This is a genomic window from Acinetobacter sp. 742879 (genome assembly GCF_000588535.1).
Lineage (GTDB): Bacteria > Pseudomonadota > Gammaproteobacteria > Pseudomonadales > Moraxellaceae > Acinetobacter > Acinetobacter pittii.
Window position 1 is genome coordinate 97,410 of record NZ_JFYC01000004.1, and the last position, 22,806, is coordinate 120,215.

18 protein-coding genes are annotated in these 22,806 nt (G+C 38.5%); 9 read left to right on the plus strand and 9 right to left on the minus strand.

Going from position 1 to position 22,806, the window contains the following annotated elements; translation table 11 throughout:
* Nucleotides 1-55 precede the first annotated feature (55 nt).
* On the minus strand, nt 56-439 hold the full coding sequence (locus J690_RS11320; protein WP_081405136.1) for an Mpo1-like protein: 384 nt from the start codon (nt 437-439) through the stop codon (nt 56-58).
* A gap of 165 nt (nt 440-604) precedes the next feature.
* On the opposite strand from J690_RS11320, the gene J690_RS24580 reads away from it, so the two are divergent.
* A complete protein-coding gene (locus tag J690_RS24580) occupies nt 605-2,068 on the plus strand; it encodes a CYTH and CHAD domain-containing protein (protein ID WP_032035882.1) in 1,464 nt (487 codons plus the stop codon).
* A 35-nt stretch (nt 2,069-2,103) separates the two neighbouring features.
* Here J690_RS24580 and J690_RS11330 read toward each other — a convergent pair whose 3' ends face one another.
* The gene (locus J690_RS11330; RefSeq protein WP_017387283.1) at nt 2,104-2,736 is read right to left on the minus strand and encodes a hypothetical protein; all 633 of its coding nucleotides are present in this window, start codon (nt 2,734-2,736) and stop codon (nt 2,104-2,106) included.
* A gap of 107 nt (nt 2,737-2,843) precedes the next feature.
* Here J690_RS11330 and J690_RS11335 point away from each other — a divergent pair, with 107 nt between their 5' ends.
* Nucleotides 2,844-3,227 (plus strand): DUF3144 domain-containing protein, encoded by a 384-nt coding sequence (locus J690_RS11335; protein WP_002118682.1) that lies wholly within the window; start codon nt 2,844-2,846, stop codon nt 3,225-3,227.
* Between the two features lie 61 nt (nt 3,228-3,288).
* Here J690_RS11335 and J690_RS11340 read toward each other — a convergent pair whose 3' ends face one another.
* From J690_RS11340 to J690_RS11355, 4 genes are all read right to left on the minus strand, one after another.
* A complete protein-coding gene (locus J690_RS11340; RefSeq protein WP_032035884.1) occupies nt 3,289-6,051 on the minus strand; it encodes a M16 family metallopeptidase in 2,763 nt (920 codons plus the stop codon).
* 122 nt (nt 6,052-6,173) lie between these two features.
* Nucleotides 6,174-6,989, minus strand: a complete 816-nt coding sequence (locus J690_RS11345) for a PhzF family phenazine biosynthesis protein (RefSeq protein WP_032035886.1) — start codon at nt 6,987-6,989, stop codon at nt 6,174-6,176.
* Between the two features lie 150 nt (nt 6,990-7,139).
* A complete protein-coding gene (locus J690_RS11350) occupies nt 7,140-8,534 on the minus strand; it encodes an L-cystine transporter (protein WP_032035888.1) in 1,395 nt (464 codons plus the stop codon).
* A gap of 197 nt (nt 8,535-8,731) precedes the next feature.
* Complete coding sequence (locus J690_RS11355) at nt 8,732-9,613, minus strand: LysR family transcriptional regulator (RefSeq protein WP_032035890.1); 882 nt, start codon at nt 9,611-9,613, stop codon at nt 8,732-8,734.
* 96 nt (nt 9,614-9,709) lie between these two features.
* Between J690_RS11355 and J690_RS11360 the strand changes: the two genes are divergently transcribed.
* Both J690_RS11360 and J690_RS24585 read left to right on the plus strand, forming a co-directional pair.
* Nucleotides 9,710-10,888 carry a YbfB/YjiJ family MFS transporter gene (locus tag J690_RS11360; RefSeq protein WP_032035892.1) on the plus strand — a complete coding sequence of 393 codons (1,179 nt, stop codon included), beginning with the start codon at nt 9,710-9,712 and terminating at the stop codon, nt 10,886-10,888.
* The gene (locus J690_RS24585) at nt 10,885-11,010 is read left to right on the plus strand and encodes a hypothetical protein (RefSeq protein ID WP_080776957.1); all 126 of its coding nucleotides are present in this window, start codon (nt 10,885-10,887) and stop codon (nt 11,008-11,010) included. Before J690_RS11360 ends, J690_RS24585 begins: the two co-directional genes overlap by 4 nt.
* A gap of 35 nt (nt 11,011-11,045) precedes the next feature.
* Here J690_RS24585 and icd read toward each other — a convergent pair whose 3' ends face one another.
* Nucleotides 11,046-12,302 (minus strand): NADP-dependent isocitrate dehydrogenase, encoded by a 1,257-nt coding sequence (gene icd / locus J690_RS11365; protein WP_005067916.1) that lies wholly within the window; start codon nt 12,300-12,302, stop codon nt 11,046-11,048.
* Between the two features lie 196 nt (nt 12,303-12,498).
* Between icd and J690_RS11370 the strand changes: the two genes are divergently transcribed.
* Nucleotides 12,499-13,287 (plus strand): rRNA large subunit pseudouridine synthase E, encoded by a 789-nt coding sequence (locus tag J690_RS11370; RefSeq protein ID WP_005067912.1) that lies wholly within the window; start codon nt 12,499-12,501, stop codon nt 13,285-13,287.
* Between the two features lie 115 nt (nt 13,288-13,402).
* Here J690_RS11370 and J690_RS11375 read toward each other — a convergent pair whose 3' ends face one another.
* Together J690_RS11375 and J690_RS11380 are read right to left on the minus strand one after the other, a co-directional pair.
* A complete protein-coding gene (locus J690_RS11375; protein WP_002118624.1) occupies nt 13,403-15,640 on the minus strand; it encodes an NADP-dependent isocitrate dehydrogenase in 2,238 nt (745 codons plus the stop codon).
* 400 nt (nt 15,641-16,040) lie between these two features.
* On the minus strand, nt 16,041-17,744 hold the full coding sequence (locus tag J690_RS11380) for a M61 family metallopeptidase (protein WP_032035894.1): 1,704 nt from the start codon (nt 17,742-17,744) through the stop codon (nt 16,041-16,043).
* Between the two features lie 169 nt (nt 17,745-17,913).
* Here J690_RS11380 and J690_RS11385 point away from each other — a divergent pair, with 169 nt between their 5' ends.
* The 4 genes from J690_RS11385 to J690_RS11400 all read left to right on the plus strand — a co-directional run bounded on the left by J690_RS11385 (nt 17,914) and on the right by J690_RS11400 (nt 22,796).
* Nucleotides 17,914-19,233 (plus strand): D-alanyl-D-alanine carboxypeptidase PBP6B, encoded by a 1,320-nt coding sequence (locus J690_RS11385; protein WP_017399276.1) that lies wholly within the window; start codon nt 17,914-17,916, stop codon nt 19,231-19,233.
* A gap of 97 nt (nt 19,234-19,330) precedes the next feature.
* Nucleotides 19,331-20,617: an NAD(P)/FAD-dependent oxidoreductase gene (locus J690_RS11390; protein ID WP_032035896.1), complete on the plus strand. Its 1,287-nt coding sequence runs from the start codon at nt 19,331-19,333 to the stop codon at nt 20,615-20,617.
* Between the two features lie 135 nt (nt 20,618-20,752).
* Nucleotides 20,753-21,235 carry an FKBP-type peptidyl-prolyl cis-trans isomerase gene (locus J690_RS11395; RefSeq protein WP_002118581.1) on the plus strand — a complete coding sequence of 161 codons (483 nt, stop codon included), beginning with the start codon at nt 20,753-20,755 and terminating at the stop codon, nt 21,233-21,235.
* 118 nt (nt 21,236-21,353) lie between these two features.
* The gene (locus J690_RS11400; RefSeq protein WP_032035899.1) at nt 21,354-22,796 is read left to right on the plus strand and encodes a cryptochrome/photolyase family protein; all 1,443 of its coding nucleotides are present in this window, start codon (nt 21,354-21,356) and stop codon (nt 22,794-22,796) included.
* The last annotated feature ends 10 nt before the right edge of the window (nt 22,797-22,806 follow it).

Consider the following 22,806-nt stretch of genomic DNA (forward strand, 5'->3'; position numbering starts at 1 on the left):
CCGATTGATATAGGCTTACCAGTACCAATCGGTATATTAAGAATAGAAATAAAAATTAACTCGGAATTTTATCGTGCTTACGATCAACCAAACTCAAACGGCCACGTGCAACATCAGACAACATTCGCCAATCAGAAATAAAGCTATAGAAAGGTTGTTTAAAACTGGCAGGTTTATTTTTTTCAAACGCAAAATGTCCAACCCAAGCATTTGCGTAGCCTGCTACCAAACCATAGAGTACATATTTGGCTTGCTTCTTACGGACTGCTTTTGAAAAAAAGTATACACCAATGCTACTGCCCACCACGTGTAAGCGTCTGCTCATAATGTTACGGTGTTCAGTTAAATAAAAACGATAAAATTCCTGATAGTTTTTAATCGGCAATTCAAACTCTGGCTGAGCTTCATGGCTAAAGTTTACTGGTGCATTCACGATCATCTTCCTGATTTTTATTTGATCAAAACGTCACCTGATTGTACACCTAAATAAAAGTGTAGCGTCATATGTTTGATTGTAACTTTCTCTATCAAAACCATTATTTTTAGAGCTAAGCTATTATACTTATTCAAGATAGTCTAAATACCTGATTCAGGGAGATATATTATGGTCGAAGTCGAACTAAAGTTTCAGTTACCTGAATCGAAGAAAAAAACTGTCCAGCAATACTTAAAAAAACACAAAGCAAAGAACATTCACTTACAGGCAAAGTATTACGACACGCCAGATCGCCTACTTGCAAAAAACGGTATGGCCTTACGTTTACGTAAAGAAGATGATCAATGGGTACAAACATTTAAAGCCGCAGGTCAAAGCCATCTCCACCGTGTTGAAGAAGAAATTCATTTAGGTGTATATGACCAAGAACCTGACTTAAACCTTGAGTTATACCAAGATAATAAAGTGGTAACTGATTTAATTAATGCGGCCTTAGGAACGCAAGCTGAAAAACTAAGTTTGCAGTTTGAGACTGATGTACAGCGCACCTATCATGTGTTTGAAGCAGATAATACAGCGATTGAAGTTTGCTTAGATGATGGTGTCGTAAAAACAGCAGATGCACAAAGTGTAATTTGTGAAGTCGAATTTGAACTCAAGCAAGGGGCTGTGAAAACTCTAATTCAGTTTGCGCAGCAATGGATTAATCGTTACTCACTTTGGCTTGATGTAAGAAGTAAAGCCGAACGTGGCAACTTATTAGCACTAGGGCTAGCTGCCTCACCTGCTGTTCATGCTAAAAGTCTGACATTAAATAAAGATATTACTGCTGAACAGGCTCTAAAAAAGATTGTCGAAAACTGTTTAGGGCAATTCTTACCAAATATGGCTGTCATTGCCGATGGAGTTGCCGAAGCTGAGCATATCCATCAGGCACGGGTAAGCTTACGTCGTTTACGCAGTGCGCTTAAACACTTCTCTGGCTGGTCAGGCGAGCTAAATCCTGTTTGGGAAGAACAAATTGCTGAGCTTTTCCGTAAACTTGGAGACACTCGTGATGAAGATGCGATTCGCACCGAAGTGTTACCTATTATTCAACAACACGGTTCACCTGAACTTTTACTACCAGTTTCAGCCCAGCCCTCAAAAGAACTCTCAACAATCTTTACCTCTGCGGACACGATTAAGCTATTACTCGATTTATTAGCATTTGCTTATTCAGAAGAAGATTCAGACAGCAAAACAGGTGGATTAAAAAAACACATTAAAAAGAGTTTAGATAAGTTACATCATAAAGTGATTAGTAATGCTGAACACTTCTCTGAGCTTGAAGTGACTGAACAACACAAAATAAGAAAGCAAGCTAAGCAGTTACGTTATTGTGTTGAGTTTATTTCGAGTCTTTATCCAAATAAAAAAGTACAGCAATATTTAAAACAGCTACAACCTGTGCAAAATACTCTAGGTCAATATAACGATTTGTTTATTGCAGAAGGTATTTTTAACAATGTGGTTGAACAAGATCCGTCTTTTTGGTTTGCCTTAGGTTGGGTCAAAGCCAAACAGCCACAATTACAAAAGCGCTCAGCAAAAGCTTTACAAACTTTTAGTCAGGCTGAAACTTTCTGGTAATTTATAAAAAGTCGCTGTAAACGTGCAGCGACTTTTTATCGGTATTTACCAAATACTTTCCATACGCCGTTATCTGCTAACGGATCACTATAGCTATCGCTGCGTTGCTTTCTTGGCTTATCACGAGCATCGACCAGTTTAAAATGCGGTTCAACCCCTAGCACAATCCCATTGGTATAAAACCGTGAACGTGTATATTCGCTTTGCCCATGTTGAAACACATAAGTTCTTAAATCGATGAATTCACGGTGAGCAACCAAAGCCGCGGTATCATCACTTTGCAACCATTCTTGCATCGTAAATATCTGGTCTGTTTCAAACTGCCCGCACTTTTCAATAAGACTCGCAACACCGCGAAAAGTTTTAGATTCTTTTGCGCGTGTTTTATTAATCCGAATTCGGTCTACGTGAAAAAAGAATAGCGGTAAATTTAAATGGCTTGGCAAATGAATCGCATCTGGTAATTCATCTTCCATAAATGGCTGAAAAAGCTCTTGTGCTCTTTCAATTAACCCCTGCCATTGTTGGTAATAATTTTCGACTTCTTCTTGCAAGCCATAATAAATCGGTAGCCCTTCAACATGCTCTAAATATTGAGGTGGGAAAACATGCTGGCGTAATAAAGCAATATCTGTTTTTAAACTTTGAATAGCAATCGCATCTTGCATATTAGTCTCTCCTACCAATACTTAGGCTATTTACAGACTAAGTCAAAGGTTTTGTTTCCGCAAGCGTTTGCCTATAATAAGCAGCTCTATTTTTGCGGGAATAAGTCATGTCTCAAAAGATTAATGCAACAGATATTACTGAAGAAGAAGCGTTAAATGCGGTTTTCTTTGAGCGTGCGGATGAATTTATTAAACAAGCTAATGATTTTTGTCGCCCGCCAAAAGATAAAAAAGTTGATCCAGCTGAGCTACGTGGTCAAGTGAGTGCTGCAATGTTATTTGCTACTGCCCGCTTCAATACATGGGTAGCAGCAAATAACTTTAAAGATGGTAATGAAATGCGTGATGCAAAAGATCAGGTTATGTCTTACCTTCTTCAGCAATTTCAGATGATGCTTGAAGATAACTTCGATGAATATTGTGAACAATTCGAAAATTATTTACGTTTCCGTAAAAATGAAGATTTTCACGCGCACAAACATGATCATTAATATGATTTAAAGACCCAAATAAAAAGCCACATTTGAGTGGCTTTTTATTTGCGAGAAGACTTTATTTCTTTGCTGCCTGACCATATTGATCAGCCATCACTTCGACCAAATGTTCAGGTTTAATATACTTCTTAATTACGCTGTTAACGTCAGCAACAGTCAATTTAGTTAACTCTTGATCATGACGAATTCGGTCTTGCAATGTTTTGTTTGTTTCAAGCTGTAGATTTAACATGCCATGAATATTACGTTCATCTTCTAAAGCCGTAACTCGTTTCTTCATGATATCTGCTTTAGCAGCTTCAAGCTCTTGCTCAGTTACCCCATTTTTAACCAAGTCATTTAACACTTTGTGTATTGAAGCAGACACTTGTGCTGAGCGACCTGAAGTATAATTTGCACTAATACTCAAAGCTCCTACATTCGTGTCACGATCAAGTTGCAGCCCACTTCCAAAACCATAGACTAGCGCATTTTTCTCACGAAGCTCTTGAGCCAAACGTGATGAAATTTGAGACTCACCTAAAATATAGTTCATTAAAATGAGAGCAGATGCATCTGGATGGTTTTTCCCAACTGGAATTGAAAGGACACTTTGGTAGCTACCAAATTCGCGCTGCTCAGACAGAACATGAACTTGCTGTGCTGGAAAATCAACGTGATCAATCAAGATTTTTTGATATGGTTGCTTACCGTTCCAACGACCAAATTCCTGATTCAGTAATTTCTGCATCTTCTTCGCATCAAATTCGCCTGTAATGGCAATTTGAGCATGGTTCATTGCAAAGAAACGCTCATATAACTCTTTCACTTGCTCTTGAGTTGCGTTTTTCAACTGCTGTTTTGCCAGTTCAGGTTCGAAGTGATAACGCAAATCACCCGGTTGATATTCTTCAAGTAAACGTGAAAGTGTTAAACCCGCCACTACATCTGGCTCGGTATAAGGACGATCTAGGCTTGATAAACTTTGCGATTTAATTAAATCAAATTGAGATTGTTCAAATTTCGGATTTTTCATCACATCAAGAACAAACTTGAAAAACTCATCAAATTTTTCTGATTTAGACTGAATATTAATGGTCATGCCATTGCCGTCAGCACTTGCATAAGCCGCACCGCCTGCATCAATTGATTTATCGGCAATATCTTGCAAACTGTATTTATCAGAACCACGGAGCAATAAGTATGAGGTTAGATCAACTACTGTACCTTTATTAAATAAAGATTTTTCTGTTCCGAAGTCCATCGTAATCGTTGCATAAGTACGATCATCGCGTGTTTCAACTGGGAATAAAGCATACTTCATTCCATTTTTTAGTTTTCCACGGATAATTTTTTTCTCATTGCTTTCAACATATTGCTTAGAAGTTTTTAAAAACTCAGCAACTTCTTGTTGATATACCTTCGGATCTTTTAAAGGCTCGGCCTTTGCTTCGACCTGATCTAGAGTTTTAGGTGTCTCTTTTGAATTTTGCTGTTGCGCTTTTTTCTGGTCTTCAGGTGTTGGCAAAATATCGCCATCAATACGATGATCAGCCACAAGGAACTGTTTTAAAGTTTGATTCACATCATCTAGCTTAACTTTTTCTACAGAATCTAAATCTTTAAAATATTGATCCCATTGCCCGCCAGCGACGGTGTAATCACTTAACCGTGACCCAAGTGCTACCGCATCTTTCGTGATTAAGTCACCTTGAGTTTTCATTAAACTTTTAACACGATTTAATTCAACTTCAGTAAACGGCTTCCCTTTTTCAATGCCTGCTAACAAAGAACTTTCAACTTTTTTAGGGTCATTACTTGGTGAATAAATAGCGCCTAGAAAAACCACATTAAAATCTTGGTCTAACCAAGTACTAGCTTCAACATTTGTGGTAATACCTGTTTCCACCATATTTTGGTATAGGTGACCACTTGGTTGCATGGTATATAACAAAGGAGCTAAAGCGAGTGTCGGCTGAATTTTGGTATTTTTACCATTCATATAGATATGGAATTTAGCCAGATCACTGCCCTTTTTCACCATGAATTGACGATTTCTTATTTTTGTAGAGTCAAGCACAGGAATCTGTACAGTTTTAGGAACCGCTCTTGCCGCAATTGGACTAAAATATTGATCTATTGTTTTTAAGACATCAGTCTTATCAAATTTACCTGAAATGACCATAACAGCATTATTAGGTGCATACCAGCTACGATAGAACTGGTTTAATTCAGGCATTTTAATCGATTTAAGTTCAGGCAAATCACCAATCGGTAAACGTCCTAAATATTGATTACCGTAGGCTGACTTCCACATTTGATCCATCAGCACAGCAAATGGCTGATCCATGCGAACTTCACGTTCACGCTTTACGATTTCAATTTCGGAAGGAACAAACTTTTCTTGAAGAACTAATTTATCCATACGCTCAGATTCAAGATACAGTACCTGATCAAGCGCGGTTTTTTCTGGACGAACGATATTGGTATATTTTGTTGAATAATAATCAGTGCTGGCGTTTGTCATCAATGTATATTGATCTAAACGACGCTGGAATTCTTCCCCTTTAACATTTTGTGTCCCCTTAAAAGCCAAGTGCTCAAGCAAATGAGCTAAGCCACTTTTACCTTGCGGGTCATTTAATGAGCCTGTTAAATAAATGGTATTAATAAAGATTTTATTTTCTTTGTCATTCGGTGCAAGCACAATCCGAAAACCATTATCTAATTTATATTCCTCAATATTTTGCTTACTTTTTACTAGTGTAGTTTGTGCCCAAGACGCAGCACTTAAACCAAGAATACATAGGGAGAGTGTCAGTTGTTTAAACTGCATAAACATATAAATACCAATTAATTTGAATAATAAAAAATCAATAGTTGTGGGACTATAGTAGGAAATTTGAACTAACTTTCATAGTAAAGTTTTGAAAAAAAAGCCGTTTATTTAAACGGCCTTATATTTTAAGGAAAAATTTCAGCTTGCATATAAAGCTTCCCATACCCTGAAACTTCAATACGTTCCTGATTCAGGACATTGCAATATAAAACGCCTCCACGGCTAGAAGCCTGATAAGCAATAATATTATTTTTAGCGAGTTTCTCTGCCCATAATGGCGCTATTGCCGTATGAATTGAACCCGTAACCGGATCTTCTTCAATGCCCGCGACAGGTGCAAAATAACGCGATACACAATCATATTGTTGATCGGCTTTTGAGGTGATTGCAACATCCATCCCTGCAGTAGTAATCGCAGTTCTCTTACCTAGAGCTTTGAGCAAATTCATGTCAGGCTGCTCATCTAATACATCTTGTACTGATTGATACTCAACAATGTAGGCTTGAACATTTTGATAAACTGCTTTAAAAGGTTTTGTTAAAGCTTGACGTAAAATAGCTGGATAATCTTCAACTTGATGAGCTTTGCGAATTGGAAAATCCATTCTGATTTTACCGTCTTCATCTTGGTGAACTACAAAAAGACCTAAGTTTCGAACATGGAAATTAATGGTCTTTTTCTCGGTAAAATCTTTAAATAATACGAAAGCGCTGGCAAGCGTGGCATGCCCACAGAAATCAACTTCAACCGTTGGCGTGAACCAACGGATTTCATAGTTTTCAGAGTCTATAATTTTTACAAAAGCAGTTTCAGACAAATTATTTTCAAGTGCTATCTTCTGCATTAAATCTACATCTAACCACTCTTTTTCAACAACGACAGCGGCTGGATTTCCACGAAATAACTCTTTTGTAAAAGCATCGACTTGATACATTTTCATGATAGTGCTCTCTTTTGTAATAGGCCTATTTTCGAAAATTATTTAAAAGAAAAACAGATACAGTTTTTTTAAAATTAACATCACAGTGGCAATTTATGCATATAAAAAAAACGGCTCATCCAGAATAGCGAGCCGTTTTTTTATTGATTTTTAATGATGTTGAGTTAACTCAATTTCATCTTCACTGTTTAATATTTCTTTATCAGTCTGACCCATCAATTGGCTCGTAACAACACCAGCAGTCATCGAACCATTTACGTTTAACGCAGTACGCCCCATATCAATGAGTGGCTCGATTGAAATAAGAAGTGCAACCAACGTTACAGGTAAACCCATTGCAGGAAGCACAATCAACGCAGCAAAAGTCGCACCACCACCTACTCCTGCAACTCCAATTGAACTTAAGGTCACAATACCGACTAACGATGCAATCCACATTGGGTCTAAGGTGTTAATACCCATGGTAGGTGCAACCATCACTGCCAACATTGCAGGGTACAAACCCGCACAGCCATTTTGACCGATAGTGGCACCAAAAGAAGCAGAGAAACTTGCAATTGATTCAGGCACACCTAAACGACGAGTTTGTGTTTCAATGCTCAGTGGAATACTGGCAGCACTTGAACGGCTGGTAAATGCGAAAGTCAGAACAGGAGCAACTTTTTTGAAGAACTTAACTGGAGAAACACCTGTCAGGGTTAAAATAATGGCATGCACGACAAACATGATGGCTAAACCTAAATAAGATGCCACCAAGAAACCGCCTAGATTTAAAATATCTGCGACGTTTGAACTTGCCACGACTTTGGTCATGAGGGCAAAAACACCATACGGCGTAAGTGTCATCACTAAGCGCACAAGCTTCATTACCCATGACTGCAACGTCTGAATCGCAGTCAGAATACGTTGACCTTTTTCTGGATCGTCCTTCATTAGGTTAAGCGCTGCTATACCTAAAAAGACGGCGAAAATAACTACACTAATAATTGATGTTGGGTTTGCACCCGTTAACTCAGCAAATGGGTTACTTGGAATAAAGGAAAGAATAAACTGCGGTACACTTAAATCGGTAACTTTGCCTACATAGTCCGTATTAATGGCAGTTAAGCGTGCAGTTTCAGCAGCACCTTGCACCAAACCTTTTGCAGTCAAGCCAAACAGGTTGGTAACAAATACCCCTACCAGTGCAGCAATCAGTGTTGTAAAGAGTAAAGTACCGATCGTATAAAAACTGATTTTGCCTAAAGATGAGGCTTGGTGTAATTTTGCCACCGCTCCCAAAATAGACACAAATACCAAAGGCATCACGACCATTTGTAAAAGTTTTACATAGCCATTTCCAACGATATTAAACCAGCTAATAGATTCAGCAAGAATCGGATGGCCACCGCCATAAATCAAATGTAGTCCTAAACCAAACACCACACCTAGAACTAAGCCAGCCAGAACTTTTTTAGATAAGCTCCAGTCCGTTTTACGTGTTTGGGCGAGTAAAAATATTAACCCGACAAAAACCACAATATTGATGATTAAGGGTATATTCATTCCCAAACTCCAAATTATTGCTTGTGTCATCTTTCAAGGGGGCATATTTGACCATAGCCAGCCTATATAAACTACCCTTTTCCACAATTTTATAGCATCAAGATGATTACAAACCTCTGTGAGAATATAAAATGACTTTTTCATACATATATATCACTTTTAAAACATAAGTTACGTTAGATATTTATGTATAAAAATTAAGCGCATTTCTGTATAAATTGTTGCTCAATAAAACAAATAAATTGCTTTAAATTGGTTCCCCATGTTTCAGGAGGCTGGGCGACCAAATAAGTAGTGAAATGTGCAGATTCAGTGTTAATTTCAAAACAACTTAATGAGACTTTATCGGCTACTTTATTCAGATATGACTTTGGCAATAAAGCAAAACCGACACCTAATTCCACACAGCTTACAATGCCATCCAGACTGCCCATTTCCATAATTTGCGAAGGTGGCACACTGTGATCATTTAAAAACAACTCAATTGCATGCCGATAGGAACATCCTTGTCGAAATGCAATAAATCGAGTCTTTGCGAGGGTGGCAATGTCGGGAAAATCAATTTGTTGTTTTGGGCAAACCAAAACCAGTTGTTCTTGCCACACCGGAAAACTATATAGCTCTGGAATCACATATTTAGAAGCGACAAAAGCACAATCGACTTCTCCTTGTTGCACAGCATTTAACAAATATCCTGTCGGGTGAGTTTGAAGTTCAAGCGGCAAATTCGGATGTTGCTGCATACATTCATTAAGCAATTGCGGAAGTCGTATTGCTGCTGTCGTTTCCATACTGCCCAAACGAATAGTTTCATTCGGGTCAATATCACCTTCTCGGAAGATTGTCTTCGCTTTATTATGCAGTGCGATCATTTGCACAGCATAACTATGTAGCTGGTGTCCTGCATTGGTTAATGTAACGGGGTTATGACGATTTAATAAAATCACACCTAACTCTTCTTCAAGCTTTTTCACGTGGCTCGTGATATTGGATTGAACCGTACACATTTTTTGTGCAGCCAATGAAAAACTTCCACTCTCTGCAACCGCTAAAAAAAACTCTAAAGACTTAAGCAACATGCCACTATCTCAAAACAAGATAATTAATATCATATTAAATCATTTCTAATGATAAATAAACTCGCTTTTAATAATAAAAAAATTGAGAGATTTCTCATGTCTACATTCTATCGAATGAGCCTGCTTGTCTTTTTAGCGACTTGCCTAGGAATTGGTATTTTTAGATTTTCCTATACCGCACTCATGCCTATTATGATTGTGCAATATGGATGGACTCATGATTTTGCAAGCTATTTAGGAAGTGCAAATTTATTGGGCTATCTGGTTGGCGCATTATTGGCACTGTTTAGCATTAAAGAAAAATCTATACCCGCTTTGATTATAACTTCGGCGGTTTTAGGTAGCTTAAGCCTACTCTGCTGTTCTTTTATACACATGTCTTTGGCTTGGTTTGTTCTCTGGCGCACCATTTCAGGTATTGCTGGCGGCTTACTTATGATTTTGGCGCCTAGCTTTGCAATGAAATACATTCCCACCACGCAAAGATTAAAAGTTAACTTTTTAGGATTTAGCGGGATTGGTGTAGGGGTTTTATCCGCCACTATTATTATTCCTCTACTTCAAAATATGCCTGTTCATTATGTTTGGAATATTTTTGCGGGTCTTTCTCTATTAGGAAGCTTAACTCTTTATCGATTATTAAGTCGTAATACTGCCCAGATTCTTAAACCGCAATCTACTACTCTACAAGCCTCACAAAAATCACGTATAGGCCTTGTCATTATTATTGCCTATATGTGTAGTGCCTTTGCATATATTCCACACTCTTTGTTTTGGATGGATTATTTATCTGGAACTCTGCATTTCCCCTTACAACAAAGGAATTTATTTTGGGTTCTCTATGGAGTGGGAAGCTGCATTGGTGCATTTGTCGCTTATTGCTTAAGCCGACTGGTGGAATATATACAGGCCATTAAATGGTTATATACCATTTACAGCTTAGCCGTTGTTTTGCCGTTCCTTTCACATACCGCATCTTTACTGGCCTTATCTTCGCTTCTGACAGGCTTACTGACTCCCGCAACCGTATTTATTAGTTCTTATAGTCTGCTACAGATTTATGAGCACCGTTATCAAAAGCTTTGGAGCCTTGCCACTATTGGGTTTGCTAGCACTCAGCTTTTAGGTGGGATTGTCATTAGTACTTTGCATCATTTGCATTGGTCTTATGCACATCTCTTTCTTTTGGGTGGAACCGTTCTTCTCTTTGCGGTTTGCCTTTTACTTCCTGTACGCCCTTCTTTCATCTCAACCCTCGGAGAAACCGAATCATGAAATCTCTGTTCTTCCCGCTATTTTTAATTGCCTTTGTTCTTGTTATTCAGGCCATAGATCAGAGTTATCAAAAGAAAGTCGGCATCACGAAGACCACTAAGCACTCTGAATTTTTACAATAAAAAAAGCCCTCAACCGAGGGCTTTTTTATAGAAGATTACTCTCCCATGTGCTTAATAATCGCATCACCAAACTCAGAACAACGTAACAAGGTTGCTCCCGGCATTAGTCGCTCAAAATCGTAAGTTACGGTTTTGGCTGCAATTGCTCCAGAAATTCCTTTAATGATCAGATCAGCAGCCTCTGTCCACCCCATATCACGCAGCATCATTTCCGCAGAAAGAATAATAGAACCAGGGTTTACTTTATCCTGTCCCGCATATTTAGGTGCAGTACCATGAGTTGCTTCATACACTGCAATAGCACCACCAATATTTGCACCTGGTGCAATACCAATGCCGCCAACCTCTGCTGCCAAAGCATCAGAAATATAATCACCGTTTAAATTTAGCGTGGCAATCACAGAGTAATCGGCTGGACGCATGAGAATCTGCTGTAAAAATGCGTCTGCAATGACATCTTTGATAATGATGTCTTTACCCGTTCTAGGGTTTTTAATTTTAACCCATGGACCACCATCAATCAGTTCTCCACCGAAACGATCTAGAGCCAATTCATAACCCCACTCTTTAAATGCGCCTTCGGTGTATTTCATGATATTGCCCTTGTGAACCAACGTCACAGAAGGCTTGTCATTTTCGATTGCGAACTGAATGGCTTTACGGACTAAACGCTGTGTTCCTTCTTTCGATACAGGTTTAATTCCAATGCCACATCCTTCAGGGAAACGGATTTTTGTGACACCCATTTCTTCTTGAAGGAACTTAATGACTTTTTTTGCCTCTTCAGAATCAGCTTTCCATTCAATCCCTGCATAGATATCTTCCGAGTTTTCACGAAAAATCACCATATCGGTTAATTCGGGGTGTTGAACGGGTGATGGAACGCCTTCAAACCAACGCACTGGACGTACGCAAACATATAGATCTAATTCTTGGCGCAATGCAACGTTGAGTGAACGAATACCTCCACCTACTGGTGTGGTTAAAGGACCTTTGATTGATACAACAAACTCGCGAAGTGCTTCAAAAGTTTCTTCAGGCATATAGTTGCCATAAATTTTATTGGCTTTTTCGCCGCAATACACTTCCATCCATTCGATTGAGCGTTTGCCACCGTAAGCTTTTAAAATCGCAGCATCTACGACTGCTTTCATGGTTGGTGTAATATCCACACCAATACCGTCGCCTTCAATGAAAGGAATAATTGGATGATTTGGTACGTTCAGTGATAGGTCTGCATTTACTTTGATTTTGTCGCCGTCGGCAGGAACCACGATCTTCTGATAACCCATTGTGTAGATTCTCCCTTTTATAATACTTAATTAACTAAAAATAATTATCGATAAACAATACTTTCAACTTTTATTAACGCATAATAGCTTAATCGAATTTAATTCTTTTTGAGATTTATGTGGGAAATAAGCAAATTTCCCACTTAAATATAGCTCAATGTTTTCTCTAGTTATTTGAAAGAAGAAGCCATTTTTTATGAAAATTGTGATTCTCAACAAGCCATATGACGTTCTCTCCCAGTTTCGTAAAGACGAAGCGCACATGACCGTCTCTGACTTTGTTGATGACCCGACTTTGCGCTTGGCAGGCCGTCTTGATATGGACTCTGAGGGTTTAGTTTTTTTAACCGATCATGGTGGTCTGAATCAGTTCATTACCAACCCTGCAAATAAAAAATACAAAACGTATTTAGTTCAAGTTGATGGCGATGTAACCGAAGAAGCGCTTGAGCAACTTCGTAAAGGTGTAGAACTGAATGATGGTATGACGCTTCCTGCAAAAGCCATTAAAGTAAGTGAACCTGAATGGTTATGGGAACGCAATCCACCCGTACGTTACCGTGCAAATATTCCAACATCTTGGATTGAGATTTCAATTTGTGAAGGCCGTAACCGCCAAGTTCGTCGTATGACTTCTGCAGTAGGTTTTCCAACTTTACGTTTAATTCGTACTAAAATTGGCTCAATTGACTTAGTTCAACTTGGCTTAAGACCGGGTGATGTAAAAGAAATTGAACCATTACTCTACCCTGACTTTAAAGATGTACCAGCTGAACAGCCTTATCGCTCGCGTTCATACGTGAAAAAGCCAGGCGGTACGGGTGGCAAACCAATGGTTCGCAAGAACAAAGATGGTTCTGCTAAAAAGTCTGGGACAAAACGTATTTGGCAAATGGATGAAAGCGAGAAACCACGTCGTAAGACTAATGGTACAACTCGTCCAAATACCAAAGCACCACGTGGTCGTGGCCGCAATGGTCGATAAGATTTAATCTTTTAAAAGCTCACATCAGTGGGCTTTTTTAATGTCTTTTATTTTAGGCAATAAAAAACCGGTGCATATGCACCGGCTCTTAAGCTATTTACTAACGAGTTAGTAATTAAGCCTCAACTGTTGCAAGAGCTGCATTAAATGTAGCACTTGGACGCATTACAGCATTTACTTTAGTTGGGTCAATTGCGTAGTAACCACCGATGTCCGCTGGTTTACCTTGTACTTGAGCAAGTTCAGCAACAATCTTCTCTTCATTTTCAGCTAAAGCTTTAGCAAGAGGAGCAAATTTAGCTTTCAACTCAGCATCTTCGTTCTGAGCAGCAAGTGCTTCAGCCCAGTAAAGTGACAAGTAGAAGTGGCTGCCACGGTTATCGATTTCACCAGTACGACGTGATGGAGACTTGTCATTGTCAAGCAATTTACCAGTCGCTTCATCAAGTGTCTTCGCAAGTAACTTAGCACGAGCATTATTTTCTTTAATGCCCATTTCTTCTAAAGATACTGCAAGGGCAAGGAACTCACCAAGTGAATCCCAACGTAAGTGGTTTTCTTCAACAAGCTGTTGTACGTGTTTAGGAGCTGAACCACCTGCACCAGTTTCGTACATACCACCGCCCGCCATAAGCGGAACGATAGACAACATTTTTGCAGAAGTACCAAGTTCCATAATTGGGAACAAGTCAGTTAAGTAGTCACGTAAGATGTTACCAGTCACAGAAATCGTGTCTAGGCCACGTACTACGCGCTCAAGTGTGTAACGCATTGCACGTACTTGAGACATGATTTGGATATCAAGACCAGTCGTATCATGATCTTTTAAGTACTTTTGTACTTTCTTGATCAATTCATTTTCGTGTGGACGGTACGGGTCAAGCCAGAAGATTGCAGGCATGCCTGAGTTACGTGCACGAGTTACTGCAAGTTTAACCCAGTCACGAATCGGAGCATCTTTAACCTGACACATACGCCAGATATCGCCTTCTTCAACATTTTGAGTCAATAACACTTCACCAGTGTCAAGATCGGTAATGTTTGCAATACCCGCTTCTGAAATCTCAAAAGTCTTGTCGTGAGAACCGTATTCTTCAGCTTTTTGGGCCATCAAACCAACGTTTGGTACTGTACCCATAGTCTTCGGATCGAAGTTACCATGCCACTTACAGAAATTGATCATTTCTTGGTAAATACGGGCAAATGTTGATTCTGGCATAACAGCTTTAGCATCATACTGCTTACCATCAGCACCCCACATTTTACCACCAGCACGGATCATTGCTGGCATAGAAGCATCTACGATGATGTCGTTTGGAGAGTGGAAGTTTGTGATGCCTTTTGCAGAGTCAACCATTGCAAGTGCAGGACGGTGTTCTTGACAAGCATGTAAGTCTTCAATTATTTCTTCACGTAATGAAGTTGGAAGAGTTTCGATTTTCTCGTACAACCCAGCCATACCGTTATTAACGTTAATGCCTAATTCGTCAAATAACTTACCGTGCTTTTCGAAAGCTTCTTTGTAATAGATTTTCACACAGTGACCGAAAACGATCGGGTGTGAAACTTTCATCATTGTCGCTTTTACGTGTAAAGAGAATAAAATTCCCGCTTCTTTACAATCATCAAGTTCTTTTTCATAGAAATCACAAAGTGCTTTCTTGCTCATGAACATTGAATCAATGATTTCACCTTCTTGAAGCGCAACTTTTGGCTTAAGAACAATGCTCTTACCACTATTCGTGATAAGTTCCATTTTCACATTACGTGCGCGATCAAGTGTCATTGATTTTTCACCATGGTAGAAGTCACCTTCTTCCATATGTGAAACGTGAGTTTGTGACCACTGTTTCCACTCGCTCATTGAATGAGGGTGTTTTTTCGCATAGTTTTTAACTGCTGCTGGAGCACGGCGGTCAGAGTTACCTTCACGAAGGACAGGGTTTACTGCTGAACCAAGGCACTTACCATAACGAGCTTTGATTGATTTTTCTTCTTCAGTCGTTGGATTTTCCGGATAATCTGGAATTGCATAACCTTTTGATTGAAGCTCTTTAATACATGCAGTTAATTGCGCAACAGACGCACTAATGTTCGGGAGTTTGATAATGTTTGTATCTGGATCTTGTGTAAGACGACCTAGCTCTGCAAGGTTGTCGGATACCTTTTGCTCTTCACTTAGGTAATCAGCGAATTCTGCGAGCACACGTGCAGCTACAGAGATGTCACTTTTAATAATCTCGATGCCAGCTGGCTTGGTAAAGGTCTCAATGATCGGCAGTAGCGAATAGGTCGCCAATAATGGCGCCTCATCAGTCAGTGTGTAAATAATAGTTGACTTTTCACCAGCCATATATAGCCCCTTCCGTTTGATTGAGTGTTGAGGACCGAGCTTGTGACCCAGTGCCTACGAACCGATATGCTTAAATAAAACCCTGAGAGTATCGGCTCTCATTGTCTTCCAGTCAACGAAATATCCAGTGATAACGACATTTCGCAGCGAAATAATACATAATTTAAATCTATTGATAATATTCCTATACCCAACTTTAAGTAATACATAATTCATCATTACTTTTTTAGGGACTGAATACGATTAAATTACATGAGATATCTTTCAGAGTTCTGACAATTATTATACTTTTCATTCAAAACAAACTCAAAGATAAAACTAATCTCATCGTTTAGTAGCACTTAAAAATAAAAAACCGATGTACAAAACATCGGTTTTTTATAAACTATTTATCTGTTATTTAAGCTTTTAACCATTTTTCAATTTTAGCTTGATCTTCAATAATAAGTTCAACTTCAGTTAAATCAGATGTAGCACACTCAACTTCAAAAGATAGTAACTCATCGCGACGGAAAGCATACACAGTATAAGTACCGCCCTGCTTTGCATACTTCTCGACAAGCTTAGTGGTCGCTTTTAAACCATCAATTGCAATAATTACATCATTGGCAGAAATACCTGCTTTAGCTGCTGCGCTATCACGGCGAGCACTTTGCACGAGTACGCCTTCTGGCTTATCAACAAGTTTCAAACCAAGTGGCAAAGATTTGTCAATTTTAACTCTATAACTTAAGCCAAACTCAGGGAACAGTTGATCAAGTGGCAATTCATCAGTGGTATTAATTAAATGATTAATTTGTTCAATCCAGCTATCACCCGTCAGTTCTTTACATAAATCAAAAATGGTTCTTTCATTTACTTGAAGACCATTTTGAGTGTTTTCATATAACCGACGCATTAAAGCATCAAGACTAGAACCACGCAGGCGTAAACCTAAATCTAGACATAACGCAACTAACGAACCTTTATTGTAGTAACTGGTGCCCGCATTATTCGAGTTCTCATCTTGACGATAAAATTTAATCCATGCGTCAAAACTTGATTCAGCAACTGTTTGAACAAAACGGCCCGGGTTTTGCAAATAACGGTCAATTTGTGCTTTGAGTAAATCAAGATAAGACTTCTGAGAAATTACGCCACTACGTAATAAAATCAGGTCATCGTAATATGAAGTAAAGCCTTCAAATATCCAAAGTAAAGAAGTATAGCCTTCTTGATGCAAATTATAGTTTGCAAAGTTTTCTGGGCGGATAAACTTGACTAACCATGAATGAAAATATTCATGACTACATAAGCCTAAAAAGCGTTGATAATCTTTAGAAGGTTCAGTTGGTTCATTCGACTTTGGCAAATCATCACGCGGTGTAATCAAGCTTGTGCTATTGCAATGCTCTAATCCGCCATAACTATTACCTGTTGCCATGGTCATAAAGGTATAGTTTTTAAATGGTGCCGAACCGAACATATTTATTTCAGCTGCACAAATCTTTTCAATATCGGCTTTTAGGCGATCAATATTGGTATTGTGCGAGCCAGAAATTACGAACTCATGTTCAATACCGTTCGTCTCAAAACTAAAGCGTGTTTGATCAGCCAATTCAAATGGACTATCAATGAGTTGATCGTAGTGATCTGCTTTTAAAGTAAATCGACCTTTAACTAAGCTTTTTGAAGCTAAGCCTGTTGCTAACTGAAAATGCTTTAATTCATCCGGCAAGAAAACTTCGACTTCACAAGCGGACTGCTCCTGCCCCTCTAAAGCCAAACATATACATGCTGGATTAATATATAGACGAGTCTGATCTACATAAGCACCACGGACAGACAAATCATATGCATATACATCATATTCAATCGTCATTAATTCGTGATCTGTATTAAATAAACGCCAGCGATTCTTGCTCGTTTTTTTAATGTCCAGCAGACGTCCAGCTTCATCATAAGCTTTAACGGATTCAATATGTTTTGAGAACTCTCGAATTAGATAACTACCCGGAATCCACGTTGGTAGCCAAAGTTCCTGATTCGGGTTGGCTAAAAAACGAATTGTCACGTGAACAAGGTGCTGTTTGTAATCATCGAACTCAATTTGATAATGCAACATAAATTCTTCAATTTAAAATAAGAACGGCTTCACATTAGATTATCACTTTTTTGTATCGTCTTGCGTAGATGTATTTTTTGGCAACAATTCCCACTAGCCTTCCACGAAAAAAAGGCATAGCATGCTGTGCATCTGTGTCCCGTATTTGCCAGTGAAGTTAAGGTCATCCGTGAAATTTTTTCTATCTCTTTTTACCCTCTTTAGTATTTTTTGTACTACTCTAACCAATGCTGCATTACTCAATATTGCACCTGAAAGTGTTGAAGCTGCTGCATGGACTATTGTAGATACTCAATCGGGTCAAATCATTGCTGAGCATAATAGCCATGTTCAACGCGCACCAGCATCTTTAACAAAAATGATGGTTGCCTACATTGCCCTAAAAGAGATTAAAGCTGGAAAGCTGAAAAAAGAAGAAATCATTACTGCAACTCCAGTGGTTAGTGTTGTGCAGTGGGATGAATCTCAAATGTATCTTAAAGCTGGCGAACAAATTTCAGTTGATCAGTTATTGGCAGGTTTAATCGTAATGTCTGCTAATGATGCAGCCGTGACTTTAGCTGAAAAAATCTCTGGTGATGTTCCGCGCTTCGTGCAACGTATGAATCAGGAAGCTCAAGCTTTGGGTATGAAAGATACTCATTTTAGTAATCCTGCCGGAATTACGATGCCTGACCATTTCACTACAGCACACGACCTTAGCTTATTAAGTCAGGCGTTAATTAAACAAACCCCTGAATATTTGCATTATTCAAAAATGCCAAGCTTTAGCTATAACCAACGCTTCCATCATGCGACAAACCTTGCGCTCAAATATGATCCATATGTAGATGGCCTTAAAACGGGATATACCAAAGCAGCAGGTTATAACTTGGCACTCACAGCTTCACGTCCTTCATTCTCATCTGACTTAACTCAAAGACGTTTATTAGTCATTGTTTTAGGTACACCGAGTGCTGTAAAACGCGCTGAGATTGCAGATAAATTAATGAATCTTGCTTACGCCTATACACGTGATGAAGTGATTATTCCTGAGCAGAAATTAATTGCTGAACTACCTGTTGTAAAGTCGACTTTAAAAATGTTTAAGGTTGAAACAAAGCAACCAACAATTGTAACGACATCTTTATATGCAGACCCAGCACCAATTGACCTAAATACTTTTGATAATGCAACCCAACGCGTTCAAGTACTCGATAGTAACCAACAGCTCAAGGTGATTGCTCCACTTGAAACGACTCAAACACATGTAAACATTGAGCTCAATGAAAAACAATTAACTGCGCCATTAATGAAAGTCGTAAGTTTGGCAACAGTATCGATTTATCAAAATAATCAACTGATCCGTAGTCTTCAAATCGAAGATAACGTACATATTGAAGAAGCCAATATTTTCCAAAAAATCGCAATGTGGTTTTCTAGCCTCTTCTCTATTTTTTCATCAAGTGAACATAGTGCTGCAAAACTCTACCCTGTAGATTCGCACTAAAAACATCAAATTGTGCACAGACGCACAATAAATTTTATAAATAAAAGATGGCATAATTTAGCCATCTTTTTTTATAGAAAAATAATTAGGTGAAAAAATGACCCAAAATTTACATCATATTGTAATTGTTGGTGGTGGTGCTGGCGGCTTAGAACTGGCGACACAACTCGGTGAAACTTTTGGGAAAAATCGTAAAGCAAAGATTACATTGGTTGACCAAAACCTTACCCATATTTGGAAACCATTGCTTCACGAAATTGCTGCTGGTTCTTTAAATCCCCACGAAGAACAAACTAACTATTTTGCGCACTCAGAAAAACATCATTACGAATTTGTGCTCGGAACATTAGTTGGGGTTAATAAAGATAAAAAATTAATTGAACTAATGCCCCCTCAAGTGTCTAAGGATCAACAGAATCATTCGCAAGAGCTAAGTTATGACACACTTATTTTAGCGCTTGGTTCAGTATCAAATGACTTTAATACCACTGGAGTGCGTGAAAACTGCCATTTCCTTGATAGCAGAAAGCAAGCCGATATTTTCCAGCAAGATTTATTACATCTTTATATTGAAGCTCAGAATCAACCCAATCAGCGAACTTTAAATATTGGAATTGTTGGTGCGGGAGCAACGGGTGTGGAGCTGGCAGCTGAGTTAATTGAAACAACTAAAAACTTTTATCGATATGGTTTAAAGAAGATTCATCCAAACCAAGTCAAAATCACATTGATTGAAGCTTCTGAACGTATTTTACCCGCTCTAAGCGATAAAACTGCTGAACACAGTGCTGGGCCACTCAAAAAAATGGGTGTTGAAATTTTAACTCAACACCGCGTTGAAAAAATTGATGAGCATTGCATCTACTTTAGCAATGGCAACCAACTCAAAAGTGATATTACCGTTTGGGCTGCAGGCGTAAAAGCACCAAAGGTATTAGAAAGTTTTACTGACTTTAAACGCGATAACATTAACCGTCTGATGGTCTATGCGACCTTGCAAACCTATTCTGATCCAAATGTATTTGCGTTTGGTGACTGTGCTCATTGCCAACTTGATGCAAGACATCCTCCACTTGGCCCCCGTGCTCAAGTTGCAAGCCAACAGGCCAGCTTTTTAGTCGATGCTATGGCTGCTCGACTAAATGGCCGATCACAGCCGATGTTTACATTTAACGACAAAGGTTCTCTCGTGTCTTTAAGTCGTCATAAAGCCGTTGGAGAATTACTTGGAGATGTAAGCGTGCAAGGCTATATTGCGAAAACAATGTATGTCTCTTTATATCGTTTACATCAAGCAACGATTCACGGATATACTCAGGCTGGACTACTCACAATGAAAGATTTACTTACAAGACGTGTACGTCCAAAAATTAAGCTGTATTAAGTTGAATTTTTTAAGTTCGTCCCTATTTATATAAAAACGCATCAGAAAAAGTGCCAAAGATTAAGATTTTGTAGTCTACAAAATTTATTTTTCACTTTATGATGTACGCTTCAATTGATTGAATGGATCAAAAACATGACTGCTATTGCAAATAACCACGTGGTTTCATTCCACTACAAATTAACAAACGCTGAGGGTGAAACACTTGATCAATCTCAAGGTGAACCACTTGCCTATTTGCACGGTGCAGGCAATATCATTCCTGGTTTAGAAAATGCATTAACAGGTAAAACTGTTGGTGAAAAATTCACTGTTAACGTTCCAGCTGCTGAAGGTTATGGCGAATACAACCCAGACCTAGTACAAGAAGTTCCAGCTCAAATGTTCCAAGGTGTTGAGAACATTCAACCTGGTATGCAATTCCAAGCTCAAACAGATGACGGCGTACAGATCGTTACTGTTAAAGCGGTTGAAGGCGACAACGTTGTTGTTGATGCTAACTTCCCACTTGCTGGTCAAGATTTAACTTTTGAAGTTGAAATCGTAGAAATCCGTGATGCTTCTCAAGAAGAATTAGATCACGGTCACGTACACGGTGCTGGTGGTCATCACCACTAATTCATCTTTAAAGATGATAAGGGCAAAGCTTCGGCTTTGCTTTTTTTATGTATTTATTTTTATATAATATTTTGATAATAATTCTTTAACTCACCTCACTCTATAAGGGCCAATTTTCATGTCAAACGTAAATCAGCTAATTTGGTTTCGTCAAGATTTGAGAGTTCGAGACCATGCTGCTTTATGGCATGCCTCTCAACAAGGGCCTTGTATTGGGTTAATTATTTTATCGCCTGAACAATGGAAAATGCATCACGATGCGCCTATAAAAATTAATTTCTATTTACGTCAACTTCAACAACTCAAAAAAGAACTAGAACAACTTAATATTCCCCTTATTATGCAAGTCATTCCTTACTGGAAAGATATCGCTGATTATATGGGTGAACTTAGCACTCAACTTAATATTGAAAATGTCTATTCAAATATAGAGTTCGGCGTTAATGAATTAAAAAGAGATAAAACTGTACAAGATTTTTTAAATCAACAAGGTAAAGAGCTCTTTTTATTCCATGACCGTACGATTTTTCCTTTATGCTCTATTCGCAATCAGTCACAGCAGCCCTATCAGGTTTTCGGTGCATTCAAAAAAGCATGTTATTCAAAATTGGATATCAGTGGTTTACCTCAATGCTATCCAATTCCTGAAAAGCAAAGTAGCTATCCAGCGTCTTTTTCAAAAATAAACAGCTTAACTCTAGAAGATATTGAAGCTTTTTTTGATCCTTCTGTTTCTAAAGAGCAACAAGACTTATGGCCAGCTGGAGAAAATTTTGCTCTAGAGCAGCTCGACATATTTATTAAAGATCATTTATCTGGTTATAAATTAGAACGTGACTTTCCAAATATAAAAGGAACTAGCCAACTTTCTCCCTACTTAAACATTGGGATTTTGTCTATCCGCCAGTGCCTGCAAGCTCTTTTTAGGGCTGAACATGGCAACTTTCATTTGACAAATGAAGGCCAGCAGACTTGGTTAGATGAACTCATTTGGCGAGAATTTTATCAACATATTTTATTTGATTTCCCCCATGTTTCTAAACATATTCCGTTTAAAAAAGACACTCAGAAAATTAAGTGGAATCACAACCCAGAGCACCTAATTGCATGGCAAACGGGCCAGACAGGTATACCGATTATTGATGCTGGAATGCGTCAACTTTTAAAAACGGGATGGATGCATAATCGTGTTCGCATGATTACCGCTATGTTTTTATGTAAAAACTTACTCATCGATTGGCGAGTAGGTGAACAATGGTTTATGGAGCATTTAATCGATGGGGATTTAGCAGCAAATAATGGTGGCTGGCAATGGGGTGCTTCTACCGGAACTGATGCCGTACCTTACTTTAGAATTTTTAACCCTATTGCTCAATCAAAGAAATTTGATCCAAATGGAGATTATATTCGTCAATGGGTTGAAGAATTAGCTCATCTAGACAATAAAGCCATTCATGAGCCCTACTCGACTAAAACGAATATTCAGTTAAATTATCCAAAACCAATTGTAGATTTAAAGGAAACTCGTCTTAAAGCAATTGAAACTTTCAAGAGTATTTAAATAAGAATTA

Excerpts from the sequence above, each read along its gene's own strand:
- J690_RS11360 (WP_032035892.1), top strand. The coding sequence starts at position 9,710 with ATGTCTACATTCTATCGAATGAGCCTGCTTGTCTTTTTAGCGACTTGC.
- J690_RS11370 (WP_005067912.1), top strand. The coding sequence starts at position 12,499 with ATGAAAATTGTGATTCTCAACAAGCCATATGACGTTCTCTCCCAGTTT.
- J690_RS11400 (WP_032035899.1), top strand. The coding sequence starts at position 21,354 with ATGTCAAACGTAAATCAGCTAATTTGGTTTCGTCAAGATTTGAGAGTT.
- J690_RS11380 (WP_032035894.1), bottom strand. The coding sequence starts at position 17,744 with ATGTTGCATTATCAAATTGAGTTCGATGATTACAAACAGCACCTTGTT.
- J690_RS24585 (WP_080776957.1), top strand. The coding sequence starts at position 10,885 with ATGAAATCTCTGTTCTTCCCGCTATTTTTAATTGCCTTTGTTCTTGTT.
- J690_RS11340 (WP_032035884.1), bottom strand. The coding sequence starts at position 6,051 with ATGTTTATGCAGTTTAAACAACTGACACTCTCCCTATGTATTCTTGGT.
- J690_RS11355 (WP_032035890.1), bottom strand. The coding sequence starts at position 9,613 with ATGTTGCTTAAGTCTTTAGAGTTTTTTTTAGCGGTTGCAGAGAGTGGA.
- J690_RS11395 (WP_002118581.1), top strand. The coding sequence starts at position 20,753 with ATGACTGCTATTGCAAATAACCACGTGGTTTCATTCCACTACAAATTA.
- J690_RS11335 (WP_002118682.1), top strand. The coding sequence starts at position 2,844 with ATGTCTCAAAAGATTAATGCAACAGATATTACTGAAGAAGAAGCGTTA.
- J690_RS11330 (WP_017387283.1), bottom strand. The coding sequence starts at position 2,736 with ATGCAAGATGCGATTGCTATTCAAAGTTTAAAAACAGATATTGCTTTA.
- J690_RS11345 (WP_032035886.1), bottom strand. The coding sequence starts at position 6,989 with ATGAAAATGTATCAAGTCGATGCTTTTACAAAAGAGTTATTTCGTGGA.
- J690_RS11390 (WP_032035896.1), top strand. The coding sequence starts at position 19,331 with ATGACCCAAAATTTACATCATATTGTAATTGTTGGTGGTGGTGCTGGC.
- J690_RS11350 (WP_032035888.1), bottom strand. The coding sequence starts at position 8,534 with ATGAATATACCCTTAATCATCAATATTGTGGTTTTTGTCGGGTTAATA.
- J690_RS11320 (WP_081405136.1), bottom strand. The coding sequence starts at position 439 with ATGATCGTGAATGCACCAGTAAACTTTAGCCATGAAGCTCAGCCAGAG.
- J690_RS11375 (WP_002118624.1), bottom strand. The coding sequence starts at position 15,640 with ATGGCTGGTGAAAAGTCAACTATTATTTACACACTGACTGATGAGGCG.
- icd (WP_005067916.1), bottom strand. The coding sequence starts at position 12,302 with ATGGGTTATCAGAAGATCGTGGTTCCTGCCGACGGCGACAAAATCAAA.
- J690_RS24580 (WP_032035882.1), top strand. The coding sequence starts at position 605 with ATGGTCGAAGTCGAACTAAAGTTTCAGTTACCTGAATCGAAGAAAAAA.